Source organism: Thiobacillus sp. (assembly GCA_024235835.1).
GTDB lineage: Bacteria > Pseudomonadota > Gammaproteobacteria > Burkholderiales > Thiobacillaceae > PFJX01.
Map to the genome: position 1 here is coordinate 401,010 of JACKLQ010000001.1, position 14,110 is coordinate 415,119.

At 62.3% G+C, this 14,110-nt stretch carries 15 protein-coding genes; 5 read left to right on the forward strand and 10 right to left on the reverse strand.

The window, feature by feature from the left end:
- Nucleotides 1-21: 21 nt before the first annotated feature.
- Nucleotides 22-1,254 carry a hypothetical protein gene (locus H6935_01990; GenBank protein MCP5277114.1) on the reverse strand — a complete coding sequence of 411 codons (1,233 nt, stop codon included), beginning with the start codon at nt 1,252-1,254 and terminating at the stop codon, nt 22-24.
- Nucleotides 1,255-1,372: 118 nt separating this feature from the next.
- On the opposite strand from H6935_01990, the gene H6935_01995 reads away from it, so the two are divergent.
- A complete protein-coding gene (locus H6935_01995; GenBank protein MCP5277115.1) occupies nt 1,373-1,633 on the forward strand; it encodes a DUF3303 family protein in 261 nt (86 codons plus the stop codon).
- A gap of 168 nt (nt 1,634-1,801) precedes the next feature.
- Here the strand turns inward: H6935_01995 and lolA are convergent, their stop codons facing one another.
- The 3 genes from lolA to H6935_02010 all read right to left on the reverse strand — a co-directional run bounded on the left by lolA (nt 1,802) and on the right by H6935_02010 (nt 5,266).
- Entirely contained in the window at nt 1,802-2,416 is a 615-nt protein-coding gene (gene lolA, locus H6935_02000; GenBank protein MCP5277116.1) for an outer membrane lipoprotein chaperone LolA, read from the reverse strand.
- Between the two features lie 216 nt (nt 2,417-2,632).
- Nucleotides 2,633-4,933, reverse strand: coding sequence for a DNA translocase FtsK 4TM domain-containing protein (locus H6935_02005; protein ID MCP5277117.1), 2,301 nt, complete (start codon nt 4,931-4,933; stop codon nt 2,633-2,635).
- An 84-nt stretch (nt 4,934-5,017) separates the two neighbouring features.
- Complete coding sequence (locus H6935_02010) at nt 5,018-5,266, reverse strand: hypothetical protein (protein MCP5277118.1); 249 nt, start codon at nt 5,264-5,266, stop codon at nt 5,018-5,020.
- Here H6935_02010 and H6935_02015 point away from each other — a divergent pair.
- From H6935_02015 to H6935_02025, 3 genes are all read left to right on the forward strand, one after another.
- On the forward strand, nt 5,265-5,873 hold the full coding sequence (locus H6935_02015) for a macro domain-containing protein (protein ID MCP5277119.1): 609 nt from the start codon (nt 5,265-5,267) through the stop codon (nt 5,871-5,873). The genes H6935_02010 and H6935_02015 overlap by 2 nt on opposite strands.
- A 253-nt stretch (nt 5,874-6,126) precedes the next feature.
- On the forward strand, nt 6,127-7,077 hold the full coding sequence (gene trxB, locus H6935_02020) for a thioredoxin-disulfide reductase (protein ID MCP5277120.1): 951 nt from the start codon (nt 6,127-6,129) through the stop codon (nt 7,075-7,077).
- A gap of 17 nt (nt 7,078-7,094) precedes the next feature.
- Entirely contained in the window at nt 7,095-7,673 is a 579-nt protein-coding gene (locus H6935_02025; GenBank protein MCP5277121.1) for a Smr/MutS family protein, read from the forward strand.
- A 19-nt stretch (nt 7,674-7,692) separates the two neighbouring features.
- On the opposite strand, the gene H6935_02030 is transcribed toward H6935_02025, so the two are convergent.
- Both H6935_02030 and tadA read right to left on the reverse strand, forming a co-directional pair.
- Nucleotides 7,693-8,172 carry a L,D-transpeptidase gene (locus H6935_02030; GenBank protein ID MCP5277122.1) on the reverse strand — a complete coding sequence of 160 codons (480 nt, stop codon included), beginning with the start codon at nt 8,170-8,172 and terminating at the stop codon, nt 7,693-7,695.
- A gap of 2 nt (nt 8,173-8,174) precedes the next feature.
- Nucleotides 8,175-8,669: a tRNA adenosine(34) deaminase TadA gene (gene tadA, locus H6935_02035; GenBank protein ID MCP5277123.1), complete on the reverse strand. Its 495-nt coding sequence runs from the start codon at nt 8,667-8,669 to the stop codon at nt 8,175-8,177.
- Between the two features lie 86 nt (nt 8,670-8,755).
- On the opposite strand from tadA, the gene H6935_02040 reads away from it, so the two are divergent.
- Nucleotides 8,756-9,061 (forward strand): H-NS histone family protein, encoded by a 306-nt coding sequence (locus H6935_02040; protein MCP5277124.1) that lies wholly within the window; start codon nt 8,756-8,758, stop codon nt 9,059-9,061.
- 79 nt (nt 9,062-9,140) lie between these two features.
- On the opposite strand, the gene H6935_02045 is transcribed toward H6935_02040, so the two are convergent.
- From H6935_02045 to H6935_02060, 4 genes are read right to left on the reverse strand one after another with little or no spacing between them, the layout of a single operon-like run.
- A complete protein-coding gene (locus H6935_02045; protein MCP5277125.1) occupies nt 9,141-11,849 on the reverse strand; it encodes a 2-oxoglutarate dehydrogenase E1 component in 2,709 nt (902 codons plus the stop codon).
- A gap of 18 nt (nt 11,850-11,867) precedes the next feature.
- Complete coding sequence (gene gltA, locus H6935_02050; GenBank protein ID MCP5277126.1) at nt 11,868-13,157, reverse strand: citrate (Si)-synthase; 1,290 nt, start codon at nt 13,155-13,157, stop codon at nt 11,868-11,870.
- Nucleotides 13,154-13,363 (reverse strand): succinate dehydrogenase assembly factor 2, encoded by a 210-nt coding sequence (locus H6935_02055; protein ID MCP5277127.1) that lies wholly within the window; start codon nt 13,361-13,363, stop codon nt 13,154-13,156. Before H6935_02055 ends, gltA begins: the two co-directional genes overlap by 4 nt.
- Before the next feature lie 44 nt (nt 13,364-13,407).
- On the reverse strand, nt 13,408-14,103 hold the full coding sequence (locus H6935_02060) for a succinate dehydrogenase iron-sulfur subunit (GenBank protein MCP5277128.1): 696 nt from the start codon (nt 14,101-14,103) through the stop codon (nt 13,408-13,410).
- Nucleotides 14,104-14,110: the final 7 nt, after the last annotated feature.

Genomic DNA, 14,110 nt, shown 5'->3' on the forward strand with positions numbered 1-14,110 from the left:
AGCGTTGGGTAGCCGAGTTGCCTACGCCGCCGGCAACCGGTCCAGGTCGCATTCCATCTGCATGAAGGCGCAGCGGTGGCACATGAAAGTGTCGGAGATGTGCAGGTCGTACTGTTGCCGCAGCCGGTGGTAGCCCAGGTTGAGGCGCTCGAAGTAGTTGCGCAGGCGGCTCATGTATTCCGGGTGGTCGCGGCCGCCCACGGGCCAGTAGAGGGAATAGATGGGCAGCACGCCCCTGGCGCAGAGGGCCTCGGCGCCTTCCAGGGCCAGGTCGGCGGCCTGTTCCCAGGTCATGCCGTGCTCGGGTTCCAGTTCGATGCCCGCCACCATGGCGCTGTACACGTGGCCCCGGCCCCACAGGCCCACGGCCTGTTCCAGGGCCTCGATCCAGCGCCCGTAGCCCACGTAGCGGTGCTTGCCAGGGCAGATTTTGGCGAACAGGGGCTCGGACCAGATCTCCAGGTTGAAGCAGACGTTGTCCACCAGGCCTTCGGCGTGCATCTGCTGCAGGATGTCCAGGGGCAGGGCGCCGGAGCCGCAGGACACCGGCAGGCGGTGGCGGTTGACGGCCTGGACGCGGCGGGCGATTTCCAGGAAACGCAGGCCTTCCTCGTGCCAGTCGGTCATGGAGCCGCCCACCAGGTAGATGTGGCGCAGGCCGCCTTCGGCCAGGGCCGCTTCCAGGGTTTCGCCCATGCGCGTGTAGGTGATCTCAGGCAGGGCGGCCTGGCCCACGGTCTGGCCCAGGTGGCTGACCCGCTCGTTGGGGGCGCCGTAGGCGCAGAAGCCGCAGCGCATGGAATTGCCGTCCTGCTTGTGCAAGAAGTATTCACAACCCGGGGCCAGGTTGATGACCGCCAGGTCGCCCAGCAGTTCGATGCCGCTCTTGGCCATGGGGAAGCCGTCGCTGGTCTGGGCCCCCATCCAGCGGGGCAGGGGCACGAAGCTGACTGGCATGCCGGCCTCGCCCTGCTGGCCCAGGACATAGCCCGCTTCCTGGTCGCCGCTGACGCCCCAGGGGGAGTCGCCGCTGCCCTTGATGCGGATGACGGTGCCGTCGGCCAGGGTGAGGGCATAGGGGATCAGGGCCTTGCCCTTGCCCGTGGGGTCCTGCTCCCCCGGCTGGAAGCGGTAGGGGTAGTAGTTGGGAAAGGCATGGCCGGCGGCCCGGCCCAGGGCGTCGGTGTAGTGGATGCCGTGGAACATCAGGTCCAGTTTCAGACGGGCGGAGGCGGGGAGGGTGGTGTGGGTCATGGGCAGGTTTTGGATGCGTCCTCGATGGCCGTAGCTTGGCGACTGCGGGGCGCTTTGGCAAGCCGGATTGGCTATCATGGCGGACATCCTTTTCCCACCATGACCAGGGAGTGAAACCATGCTCTACATGCTCGTCAGCCGCACCCGACCCAACCTGACCCAGGAGGACTATGCCCGACTCGGGCAGATGGCCCAGGGCTTCTACGACAACATCCCCTCCGGCCTGAAGCTGCATGGTGACTGGGCCGCCAGGGATCGCACCTTCGCGCTCCTGGAAACGGACAATCCCGATCTCCTGGAGCAACTGCAGGCTCCATTCCGGCCCTATGTGGACATGGAGCTGCTGGAGGTCAAGCAGGTGACGGGCTGGGGCAAGTAAGTAACCAAATCACTTGCCCCAATCCCACCGAGGCCGGCTGTGGGCCTGGGGTATCGTGGGATTTGACCTGAGGTCAAATCGTCATCCCCGCGAAGGCGGGGATGACAGGTTGCGCCTGCCCTCCGGGTCCCCGCCCGGGCGGTAACGACGGGGTTTGGGTAACGTGGCTCAATCGCCGATGACGTCCGCGCCCTTGGGCGGCGTGAAGCGGAACAGGCTGCCGCCCATGGCTGGGTTGCGTTCCAGGCCGCTGAAGCGGAGGAGGGTGGTCTGGCCGAAGTTGTCCTGGAGTTCCATGGCGGCCAGGTCGTTGCCCCGGAAACCCATGCGCACCCGCTCGAAGCTGCCTTCCTTGCCCTTGGGCGTGGCTTCCAGCCATTCCAGGCCGTCCCGGTCGCCGGCGTCCTTCAGGTTGAACAGCTTTTCGATGTCGTTGCTGCCGGCCAGCAGGGCGGCGGGGCTCTCGCCGATGGCCTGGTCCAGCTTGCGCACGGTGACCTGGTCCAGGTCCTCGTCGTAGATCCACAGTTTCCTGCCGTCCCCCACGATGAGCTGGGCATAGGGCTTGGTGTAGACCCAGCGGAACTTGCCGGGACGGGACAGGAAGAGAGTGCCGCTGGCTTCCTGGGTCTTGCGGCCCTTGGCGTCGGTGACGGTCTGGCTGAACTGGGCCTTGAGGCCCTTGGTGCCCTCCACGAAGCTGTCCAGCCGGGCCCGGCCGTCAGCCTGGGCGGCCAGGGCGGCAAAGGTAAATAACAATGCGATCAATGTGTTACGAATCATTCACAACCCTCTTTGTCTCCAGGTACTCGGCGTTGTATTCGTCATCCCCGCAAAGGCGGGGATCCAGGCAGTGGTGTGGTCTGGGTTCCCGCCTGCGCGGGAACGACGAAAACGGATGGGTGCGGCAAGGTCAAGTCTATTTACGCCTCATCACAGGTCCATAACGGGTATCAGGCCTTAATTGCTTACACGCATCGCTGCATGGCAGCCCACTGCTCAGACATCCCCCCGGGGTGCGATCACCTCCCGGTTGCCGTTGCTTTGCATGGGCGACACCATGCCGGCCCGCTCCATGGCCTCGATGAGCCGGGCAGCCCGGTTGTAGCCGATGCGCAGCTGACGCTGCACCGAGGAGATGGAGGCCCGGCGGGACTTCAGCACGTAGGCCACGGCTTCGTCGTAGAGGGGATCGGCCTCCGCGTCGTTGTCGCCGCCTTCGCCGCCTTCCTCCTCGTCCGGGCTGACCAGCACCGCTTCGTCATACTGGGGCGGGCCGAGTTCCTTGAGCCAGGCGCAGACCCGGTGCACCTCGTCGTCGGAAACAAAGGCGCCATGGACCCGGTTGGGCACGCCATGGCCGGGGGGCAGGTAGAGCATGTCGCCCTGGCCCAGGAGGGATTCGGCCCCCTGCTGGTCCAGGATGGTGCGGGAATCGATGCGGCTGGCCACCTGGAAGGCCACCCTTGTGGGGATGTTGGCCTTGATGAGGCCGGTGATCACGTCCACGGAGGGGCGCTGGGTGGCCAGCACCAGGTGGATGCCTGAGGCCCGGGCCTTCTGGGCCAGGCGGGCGATGAGTTCCTCCACCTTCTTGCCCGCCACCATCATCAGGTCCGCCAGCTCGTCGATGAGCACAACGATGAAGGGCAGGTGCTCCAGGCGTTCCGGGCTTTCCGGGGTGATGGAGAAGGGGTTGGTGAGGGGCTGGCCCGCCTTCTGGGCCTCGGCCAGCTTCTGGTTGAAGCTGGCGATGTTGCGCACCCCCAGGGCGGACATGAGGCGGTAGCGCTTGTCCATCTCCACCACGCACCAGTTCAGGGCCGAGGCGGCCAGTTTCATGTCCGTGACCACCGGGGCCAGCAGGTGGGGGATGCCCTCGTAGGCGGACAGTTCCAGCATCTTGGGGTCCACCATGATGAGGCGCACGTCCGCCGGGGTGGCCTTGTAGACCAGGGACAGGATCATGGCATTGATGGCCACGGATTTGCCCGAACCCGTGGCGCCGGCCACCATCACGTGGGGCATCTTGCCCAGGTCGGCGACGATGGGGTTGCCGCTGATGTCCTTGCCCATGGCCAGGGTGAGGGGGGAGGGGTTGTCGTTGTAGACCTTGGCGGAGAGGATTTCTGAAAGCCGCACCACCTGGCGCTGGGTGTTGGGCAGTTCCAGGCCCATGCAACTCTTGCCGGGGATGGTTTCCACCACCCGGATGCTGACCACCGAAAGGGAACGGGCCAGGTCCTTGGCCAGGTTGGTGATCTGGCTGCCCTTCACGCCGGAGGCGGGTTCGATCTCGTAGCGGGTGATGACGGGGCCGGGGTAGGCGGCCAGCACCTGCACCTCCACGCCGAACTCCCGCAATTTCCGCTCGATCAGGCGGGAAGTGGCCTCCAGGCCGGCCTCGTCGATCTGGGCGGCGCTGACGCTGGCTTCATCCAGCAGGCGCAGGGGAGGGCGCATGGAGTCCGGCGTGTCGTGGAACAGGAAGGTCTGGCGTTCCTCTTCCACCCGCTCGGACTTCTCGATGACCACCGGCGGCGGTTCGATCTTGACGGGGGTGTCCTTGCGGCGCTTGCGCTCCTCCCGCACCAGCACTTCCCGCTCCGAGATGGCTTCAAGGCCTGCCTTGCGGTCCCGGTAGGCGTGCCATGCGTCAAGGATGGCGGAGCCCGCCCTTTCGAGCCAGGTGCCCACCTGCTCGGAAAACTTCAGCCAGGAAAGCCCCGTGAACAGGGAGAGGCCCGCGCCCCAGGACAGCAGCAGGATGACCGTGCCCCCGTCGAAGCCGAACACCCGTTGCATCATCCCGGCGAGGGCTTCTCCCAGGGCTCCGCCGGCCCCCAGGGGCAGTGTGGCGGACAAGGTATGAAAGCGCATGGCTTCCAGGGCGCTGCAACTCAGCAGAAAGACCATGAAGCCGGTCAGGGTGATGGTCAGGCCATGCCGATGCTCTGACTCTTGCCTGGCTTCACCGATGCGTCGATAGCCCCACCAGATGAGGAACAGGGCCAGACCTACCCAGGCCCAGGCTGACAGGCCGAACAGGTACAGCAGCAGATCGGACAGCCAGGCCCCGAATTCGCCGCCGGCATTGGCGATGGCATCCCCCGTGCCCGTCCTGGACCATCCGGGGTCCGACGGGTTGTAGGTCACCAGGACCATGCCCAGGTAGAGGCCCATGCCCACGGCGGCAAGCCACCACACCTCCCGCAGGAGGGCGACCATGCGTGGGGCGAGGGGTTTCTTGCGTACGGCGTTCCTGTTTACCGCGCTGCGTCGGGAGTTCTTTGCAAGCATGGCGCGCACTATAAAGTAAGGCGCTTGATCCCTCCATGCAGATGGGGAAGAAGCCGTCAGAGCAGCAGGTATGTCCCATTTGGCTTATTCCGCCTGACTTCCAAGGACGAGGCTGCCCAGAAACTGCTCTAAGTAATTGTCAAACAAGAAAAATAACCGCTGCGGAAGCTGCAATTGACGTTTATTTTGTTCAAAGATATGGTGGTCGAATCCAAGCTTTTCCGGCGCAAGAGCGGGGGGTGACCCCGCTGCTTGAAAAACCGTCAAGGCCAAGGACGGCCGTCGGCGTGGGCGGATATTCATCAACCCCTTTGACCCATGCTCAAATCCCATGAAGGTTCTGCTTGTAGCCCGTAACCCGGAATTGGCTTCTGCCTGGAAGCAGGAGTTTTTTCGCTATCCCCAGGTATCCATCATCCCTGGCAGCATATTCGATGTCGAAGCAGACGCTTTGGCAACCCCGGCCAACAGCTTCGGGAACATGGACGGGGGGCTCGATGGCTTGATGCGAAACCACTTCGGTCTGGAGGTAGAGTCTCGCTTGCGCCAGCAACTGGCGGACCACTATTTTGGCGAGCTTCCTGTAGGACTGGCCGTGGTAGTCGAGACCGGAAATCCGCGCCACCCCTATATGGTCAGTGCCCCGACGATGCGGTTTCCGGCCACCGTTGCCCACACTGTCAACGCATACCTGGCCATGAAAGCCATCCTCCATGCCGGGCTTCGACACCCGGGCATTTCCAGCATTGCCATTCCCGGGCTCTGCACGTTGTCCGGCGGCATGACCGCAGACCGCGCCGCACGCCAGATGCGCATCGCCTACGAACGCGTGGTCCTGGGCCAGTATGCCTATTCACACTGGCGGGAGGAGCGAGCCTTCGAGGACTTCATTCGCGGAGTCACACCGTTTCCTCCCGAGGACCTGGAGCGGGGCCTTTGATTTCCCATGGGAACCCGGGCCAGAATTCGGCTTTCCCTGACTGACTGAGGCCGTTGCCAGAACAAGAGCCTCCAGGCACATCAGGCACGGGGTAAAGCCACCATCGGGCATTCCTGAATAACACTGAATGTATATTATGTAAAATGTTGAAGGGGCATGCTTTCCAGGGTGCCGTATAAAAATCAGGCCTCCCCCACTGTTAAAATCCAGGACGTTCCACATATGTCTTTTCACTGCATCTTTAGGAGTTGATATGTCCACCAAGCACGTCCGTCTTCTGATTCTCGGTTCCGGCCCCGCCGGCTACACCGCTGCCGTATACGCAGCCCGCGCGAATCTGAAGCCTGTCCTGGTGACCGGCCTGCAGCAAGGCGGTCAGTTGATGACCACCACCGAGGTGGATAACTGGCCCGCGGATGTGGATGGTGTCCAGGGCCCGGATTTGATGACCCGTTTCCAGCAGCATGCGGAGCGATTCAATACCGAAATCATCTTTGACCATATTCATACCGCCAAGCTGACGGAAAAGCCTTTTACGCTTGTCGGGGATGCGGGCACTTATACCTGTGATTCACTGATCATCGCCACCGGGGCTTCCGCCATGTACCTGGGCCTGGAATCCGAGCAGAAGTTCATGGGCAAGGGGGTTTCCGGCTGTGCCACCTGTGATGGCTTCTTCTATAGGAATCAGGAGGTGGCCGTGATTGGCGGCGGAAATACGGCGGTGGAGGAAGCAATATACCTTTCCAACATCTGCAGCAAGGTGACCCTGATTCACCGCCGGGAAGTGTTCAAGGCGGAAAAGATCATGGTCGATCACCTCATGGAGCGCGTGAAGGAAGGAAAGATCGTACTTGAATTGAACAGTGTTTTAGACGAAGTCCTTGGCGACAAGAGCGGCGTGACCGGTATTCGCATCAAGAGCAGTCAATCTGGCACCTCCAAGGAAGTGGCTTTGACAGGTGTTTTCATCGCCATCGGCCATAAGCCCAACACGGATCTTTTTACAGGCCAGCTTGAAATGGATCACGGCTACCTGGTCACCCAGGGCGGTCGCCTGGGCAATGCCACCCAGACCAGCATTCCCGGGGTCTTTGCCGCGGGCGACGTGCAGGACATGATCTACAAGCAGGCCATCACCAGTGCAGCCTCGGGTTGTCAGGCGGCCCTCGATGCCGAGCGTTATCTTGAAAGCAAGGCTTAATTAGTCATTGCAAGGCCATGAAAGATAGCGGGAAACCCCATCCCGCTATGCAGGGACCGGTTCCCGGGACGGACGGGGTGGAATTTCGCGAGGCCATGGAGGATGTGACGCCTCTGACACCCCATGGCCGCGTCATCCATCCACAACCCCGTGTCCCTCCCCTCCCCCTTCACCTGCTCCAGGACGAGCGCGCCGCCGTCATCGCTTCCCTGGAAGATCCGATCCGCTGGGATGAAGACGCGGAGTTCGAAGCCGATTCCTCCTTTATCAGGCCGGGCTTGTCACGCCAAACCCTGCGTCGTCTGCGTCGCGGAGAATGGCATACCCAGGCGGAATTGGACTTGCACGGCCTCACCAAGCTGGAAGCCAAACATGAACTGGTGGATTTCCTCCAGGAATGCAGACGACGCGGGGTACGTTGCATTCGCGTCATCCATGGCAAGGGACTGCGCTCCAGGAATCGTGAACCGGTACTCAAGCATCATGTCCGCCACTGGCTGATGCAAAAGGACGAGGTCCTGGCCTTTGTACAGGCCCGGCCTGTGGATGGCGGAAGCGGCGCCGTCATTGTCCTGTTGAAATCCCCGTTGCGATGAAAACCCGAATGGCCTCGACTCATGCTTCGATGAATACGGGCGTATAGACAGGAACGAGATCGAACAATTCGGCCACGTCCGCATTGCGCATGCGAATACAGCCGTGGGATTCAGGGTTTTGCCTGAATGAATCATCCGGAGTACCGTGGATATAGATGTAGCGACGCATGGTGTCGCAATTCCCCAATCGGTTGAATCCCGGTTCCTTGCCGGAAAGCCACAATATCCGTGTCAGGATCCAGTCTCTTTCCTGGTTGTCGCCGGCCAATTCCGGGGAATAGATTTCACCCGTGGGTCGGCGCCCGATAAACACCGAATTGAGTGGCTGACCGGCGCCGATCTTTGCCCGGATGACGTGCCTGCCCCGGGGGGTGCATTGGCTGCCACTGGTTTCGCCGGGGCCGTTCAGGGCCGTGGAGATGGGGTAGGTTTTCAGTACGGCGCCGGAGTCGTCCATTAAAACAAGTTCTTGCGTCGATATCCTGATGTTCAAGTTCATATTTACAATTCCTGCCGAGGCTTGATCCGGCGTTCCCTGAAAAATTCGCTGATCAGCCGGCTGCATGCTTCCGCCATGACACCCCCTTCAATTTCAGTGTGGTGATTGAGACGGGTTTCGCCGAACAAATCCACCACGCTTCCCGCCGCACCTGTTTTAGGATCGGCGGCACCAAACACGATTCTTTTGATGCGGGCATGCATGATGGCACCGGCGCACATGGCGCAGGGCTCCAGCGTGACGTAAAGCGTGCATTCCGGCAGCCGGTAATTGGCGATATGACGGCCCGCATCGCGCATTGCCATGATTTCCGCGTGGGCAGACGGATCGTGCCGGGTAATGGGCTGGTTGAATCCACGGCCCACAATCTTTCCATTCAATACCACGACAGCGCCTACGGGGACTTCACCGGCGCGCCACGCCTCCCGAGCCAATTCAATGGCTTGGGCCATGAATTCATCGTCGTTATGAAAGGTATTCGAATTATCGTTTTGCATACGGGGCGTTACTTGCCATTTTTCATTGGCGTATTAATATTCCACTACTCGAGTTTCGAGGGCCTCATTAATAATGGAGAAAACGCATGGCGTCATATCAGGAAATCCTCAACCAGATTCAGTCGCTGCAGCAGCAGGCAGAAGAAGCCCGCAAGCAGGAAATGGCCAGCGCCATTGCCGATATCAAGCGAATCATGGCGCAATTCGGCATATCTCCCGCCGACCTGGGGTTTGGCGGCCGTGTCGGCAAGGTGAAAGCGAAAGGCCCCTCCGTCGCTGCAAAATACAGAGATCCCGTCAGCGGCAAGACCTGGAGCGGTCGTGGCCGTCGTCCCGCCTGGGTCGTGGCCGTGGAGGCCGAAGGCAAGAGTCTGGATTCATTCAAGGTCTGATCTAGTATCACAGCGAGGATACGTGACGATATTCCGGGCCCTGTTTACAGGGCCCTTTTCATTTTTTCCTTTGCATTTTTCAATCCAGCGCTGCCGAGAGAATGGCTTCGAGTTGCCGTTTATGCAGATCGCTGACCCCCGTGGCGGGCGATGCGGATTCGGGACGGCCCGCGTATTCCAGCCACATGCCGGACTGCATGCGGATTTGATAGGCAATGAAACGCCATGCGCCCTGATTCTGGGGTTCGTCCTGGGCCCAGGTAATGCCCTTGACGTTGGGGTAACGCTTCAGCACTTCCTGGATCTCAAGGTCTGGCACGGGATACAACTGTTCCACGCGCACCAGGGCAATATGCCGGATATCCCTTTCGCGGCAGGCCTTGGCCAGGTCGTAGTAAATCCTGCCTGAGCAGAACACGAGGCGATGCACGGCCTGGGGGTCCAGGTCACGGACATCGTCCAGCACGGGCTTGAAGCCCCCCTGGGAGAGTTCCTTCAGGGAAGAAACAGTCTCCGGGTGGCGCAGCAGGCTCTTGGGCGTGAACAGGATGAGGGGCTTGCGGTAGGGACGCACCACCTGCCGCCGCAGGATGTGGAATATCTGGGCCGGGGTTGAAGGCTGGGCCACCTGGAAGTTGTCGTGGGCGGCCAGTTGCAGGAAACGCTCGATGCGCCCGGAGGAGTGCTCCGGCCCCTGCCCTTCATAACCATGGGGCAGGAACATCACCAGGCCATTCAGCAGCCCCCATTTGGTCTCGGCAGCGGCGATGAACTGGTCGATGAGCACCTGGGCGCCGTTGGCAAAATCGCCGAACTGGGCCTCCCAGATCACCAGATGGTCCGGGGAAGCGCCGGCATAGCCGTATTCGAACCCCAGGACGGCTTCCTCCGACAGCAGGGAATCCACCACGAGGAAGTTGGCCTGGCCCGGGATCAGGTGCTGCAGGGGAATAAAGACCCCATCGTCCCAGCGCTCCCGCTTCTGGTCGTGGAGTACCGCATGGCGGTGGAAGAAGGTGCCCCGCCCGGAATCCTGGCCGGTGAGCCGCACGGGCACGCCGTCGCTGAGCAGGCTGGCATAGGCCAGGGTCTCGGCCATGCCCCAGTCCACGGGCTGCTTCCCCTCGCCCATGGCGCGGCGGTCCTCCATGATCTTCTGCACCCGGGGATGCAGGGAAAAGTTCGATGGTATGTCCACCAGCCGATTGGCCAGGGCCTTGAGCCGGGTTTGGGGAATGGCTGTCCTGGCAGCCTTGCGCCAATGGGTGTTCTTGTAAGGGCTCCAGTCCGGGGCGAAGGGGCTCTTCACGCTGGCCTGGTAGCCCGTCGGTGCATCCAGGGTGGCACGGTAGGCCTGCACCATGGTTTCCGCCTCTTCGCCCGTGATGACCTCCTCCCGGTTCAGGCGCTCCGCATACAGCGACCGGGTACTGGGCAAGGAATGGATGCGCCGGTACATCAGGGGTTGGGTCACCATGGGCTCGTCCTGCTCGTTGTGGCCCAGGCGGCGGTAGCAGATGAGGTTGATGGCGATGTCCCGCTTCCACTCAGTGCGGTATTCCATCGCCAGGCGCACGGCCCGCAGCACGGCCTCCGGATCGTCCCCGTTCACATGCAGCACGGGGGCGTCCACCATCTTCATCACGTCGGTGCAGTACAGGCTGGAACGGCTGTCCCGGGGATCGGATGTGGTGAAGCCGATCTGGTTGTTCAGCACGATATGGATCGTGCCACCGGAACGGAAGCCCCGGGTGGCGGCCATGTTCAGGGTTTCCATGACCACCCCCTGGCCTGCGATGGCCGCGTCGCCATGGATGAGCACCGGCAGGACCTGGCTGCCATCGTGGTCCTCCCGCCGCTGCTGCTGGGCCCTCACCCAGCCCTCCACCACGGGGTTGACGATCTCCAGGTGGGAAGGATTGAAGGCCATGACCACCCGGATGGCCCCGGCCGGCGTCTGCAATTCAGCGGAAAAGCCCTGGTGATATTTCACGTCCCCGCTCTGGTGGGCCTCGGTGGGGATGTGATGGGCATGCTCGAACAGATCGATGACGGATCGTCCCAGGACGTTGTGCAGCACATTCAGGCGACCACGGTGGGCCATGCCCAGGCCGATCTCCTGCACCCCTGCCCTGGCAGCCTGTTCCACCAGGTCGTTCAGCAGGGGGATCAGGGATTCCGCGCCTTCCAGGGAGAAGCGCTTCTGTCCCACGTAACGGGTATGGAGCGTGCGCTCCAGGGTTTCCGCCGCGGTCAACTGGGTGAGCAGCCAGCGCCGCAGGGAGTCGTCGAACACGGGGCGTCGGTTGGCCGGATTTTCCAGGCGCGCCTGGAGCCACCGCTTCAGCTTCGTGTTGGTGATGTGCATGTACTCGGCGGAGAATGTGCCGCAGTAGGCCACCTTCACGCGTTCGAGGATATTGCGCAGGGTGTCCCGGGGTGGCCCCGCCAGGGAGCCGGTTTCGAATTCCTGGTCCAGGTCCCCGGGGGTCAGGCCGTGGTTGGCGGGGTCCAGTTCCAGTATCTGGGGCGGCTCATGGAGTTGCAACGGGTCCAGGCTGGCGACGCGGAAGCCGTGGAAGCGATAGGCATTGATGAGCTGCAGCACGGAGACCTGGGCCGCCTCGCATTTCAGCAGGGGCAGGTCGGAGACCTCCAGGGCTTCCTTTTTTACGAAGCGGGCCGGGGTCGGCTCGGGCAGCAGGTCAGGCTGGGCCGCTTCCAGTTGCTGCAGGTATTCCAGGCTGCCGGAATACAGTGCCGTCCGGGGCGGGTTGACCTGGCTCATGGGCGGCTATGACTTTCTTTATCCGCGCTGATCAAGGTTCACGAAGTCGCGCCGCGTCAGGCCGGTATAGAGCTGGCGGGGCCGGGCGATCTTGTGTTCGGGACCGGAGATCATTTCCTTCCACTGGGCCACCCAGCCGGCCGTGCGGGCCAGGGCGAAGATGGCGGTGAACATGGAATTGGGAATGCCCATGGCACGCATGACGATGCCGGAATAGAAATCCACGTTGGGGTAGAGCTTCTTCTCGATGAAGTATTCGTCCTCCAGGGCGATCTTTTCCAGCTTCAGGGCCAGCTTGAACAGGGGATCGTCGTGCAGGCCCAGCTCGTCCAGCACGTCATGGCAGGTCTGGCGCATAAGCGCGGCACGGGGGTCCATGTTCTTGTAGACCCGGTGGCCGAAGCCCATGAGCCGGAAGGTGTCGGTCTTGTCCTTGGCCCGCCTGATGTATTCGCCGATGCGGGATTCGTCGCCAATCTCCTCCAGCATCTTCAGGGTGGCCTCGTTGGCGCCACCATGCAGGGGGCCCCAGAGAGAGGCGATGCCGCCGGCGATGCAGGCGAAGGGGTTGGCGCCCGAGGAGCCCGCCACCCTCACCGTGGAAGAAGAGGCGTTCTGCTCGTGGTCCGCGTGGAGGATGAAGATGCGATCCAGGGCCTTGGAGAGCACTGCGTTGGGCACATACTCCTCGCAGGGGGTGGCGAACATCATGTACAGGAAGTTCTCCGCGTAGTTCAGGCGGTTCTGGGGGTACATGAAGGGTTCGCCCACGTTGTACTTGTAGCTCCAGGCGGCGATGGTGGGCACCTTGGCCAACAGACGCAGGGCCGCGGATTCCCGCTGGTCCGGGTCGAAGGGGTCGGCGGAATGACGATAGAAGGCGGACATGGCACCCACCACCCCCACCATGACGGCCATGGGATGGGTGTCGCGGCGGAAACCGCGATAGAAGTTGGCCATCTGGTCATGGAGCATGGTCTGGTGGGTGATGCGGTCCACGAAGGCTTTCTTCTGAGCCGAGTCGGGTAGTTCACCATTCAGCAGCAGGTAGCTCACTTCCAGGAAGTCGGAATGCTCGGCCAACTGCTCGATGGGGTAGCCCCGGTAGTAGAGCAGGCCCGCGTCGCCGTCGATATAGGTGATGTCCGAGGAGCAACTGGCCGTGGACATGAAGCCCGGGTCATAGGTGAAGAGGCCGTGGTTGCCCAGGGCCCGGGTGTCGATCACATCGGGACCGATGGTGCCGGACAGGATGGGGAGTTCGATGGTGCGACCATCGATGGTGAGCATGGCAGTGCGGTGTGTCATGGTTGGGGCCTATCGGTGCTTATTCCTCGAATGCCGTCCACCAGTTCCTTGAACTCGGTTGGCGGCTCGACGCTCCCTGTAAACCAGTCGTAGAGCGTCATGTCGTCCTGTTCGAGAAGATATACGAAGCGGCGCCGCAGGGCGATGGGCAATTTTTCGTAGCGGTTGTCCAGGAAGCGCTCCAGCCAGGCGTCCAGTTCCAGCATGCCACGTCGTGCCAGCCAGCGCAGCCGGCTGTCCGAGATGTCCGTCAAAGTGCGCGCTTGACCAGGAGTGACTTGATCTTGCCGATGGCCGCGGTGGGGTTCAGGCCCTTGGGACAGACCTCCACGCAGTTCATGATGCCGTGGCAGCGGAAGAGGCGGTAAGGGTCTTCCAGGAAATCCAGTCGCTCGTCCGTGGCCTGGTCACGGCTGTCGGCGATGAAGCGGTAACCCTGCATGAGGGCGGCCGGGCCCAGGAATCGCTCCGGGTTCCACCAGAACGAGGGGCAGGCGGTGGTGCAGCAGCCGCACAGGATGCACTCCCACAGGCCGTCCAGTTCGGCCCGCTCGGCGGGACTTTGCAGGCGCTCGTTTTCCGGTTCCGGGTCCAGGTTGATGAGATAGGGTTTAACCGCCCGGTAGTGCTGGAAGAACTGGGCCATGTCCACGATGAGGTCGCGGATCACCGCCAGGCGTGGCAGGGGGCGCACCGTGATGGGCTCCCGCAGCCCCTCCAGGGGGGTGATGCAGGCCAGCACATTGCGGCCGTTGACGTTAACGCCGTCGGAGCCGCAGACCCCTTCCCGGCAGGATCGGCGAAAGGCCAGGCTCTCGTCCTGTTCCTTGAGGGCCAGCAGGGCGTCCAGCACCTTCTTGCCCTTGGGGTCGAAATCCATCTCGTAGGCCTGCATCCTGGGGCCGGCACCGGATTCGGGGTCATAGCGATAGATCTGGAAGCGCATGATGGGG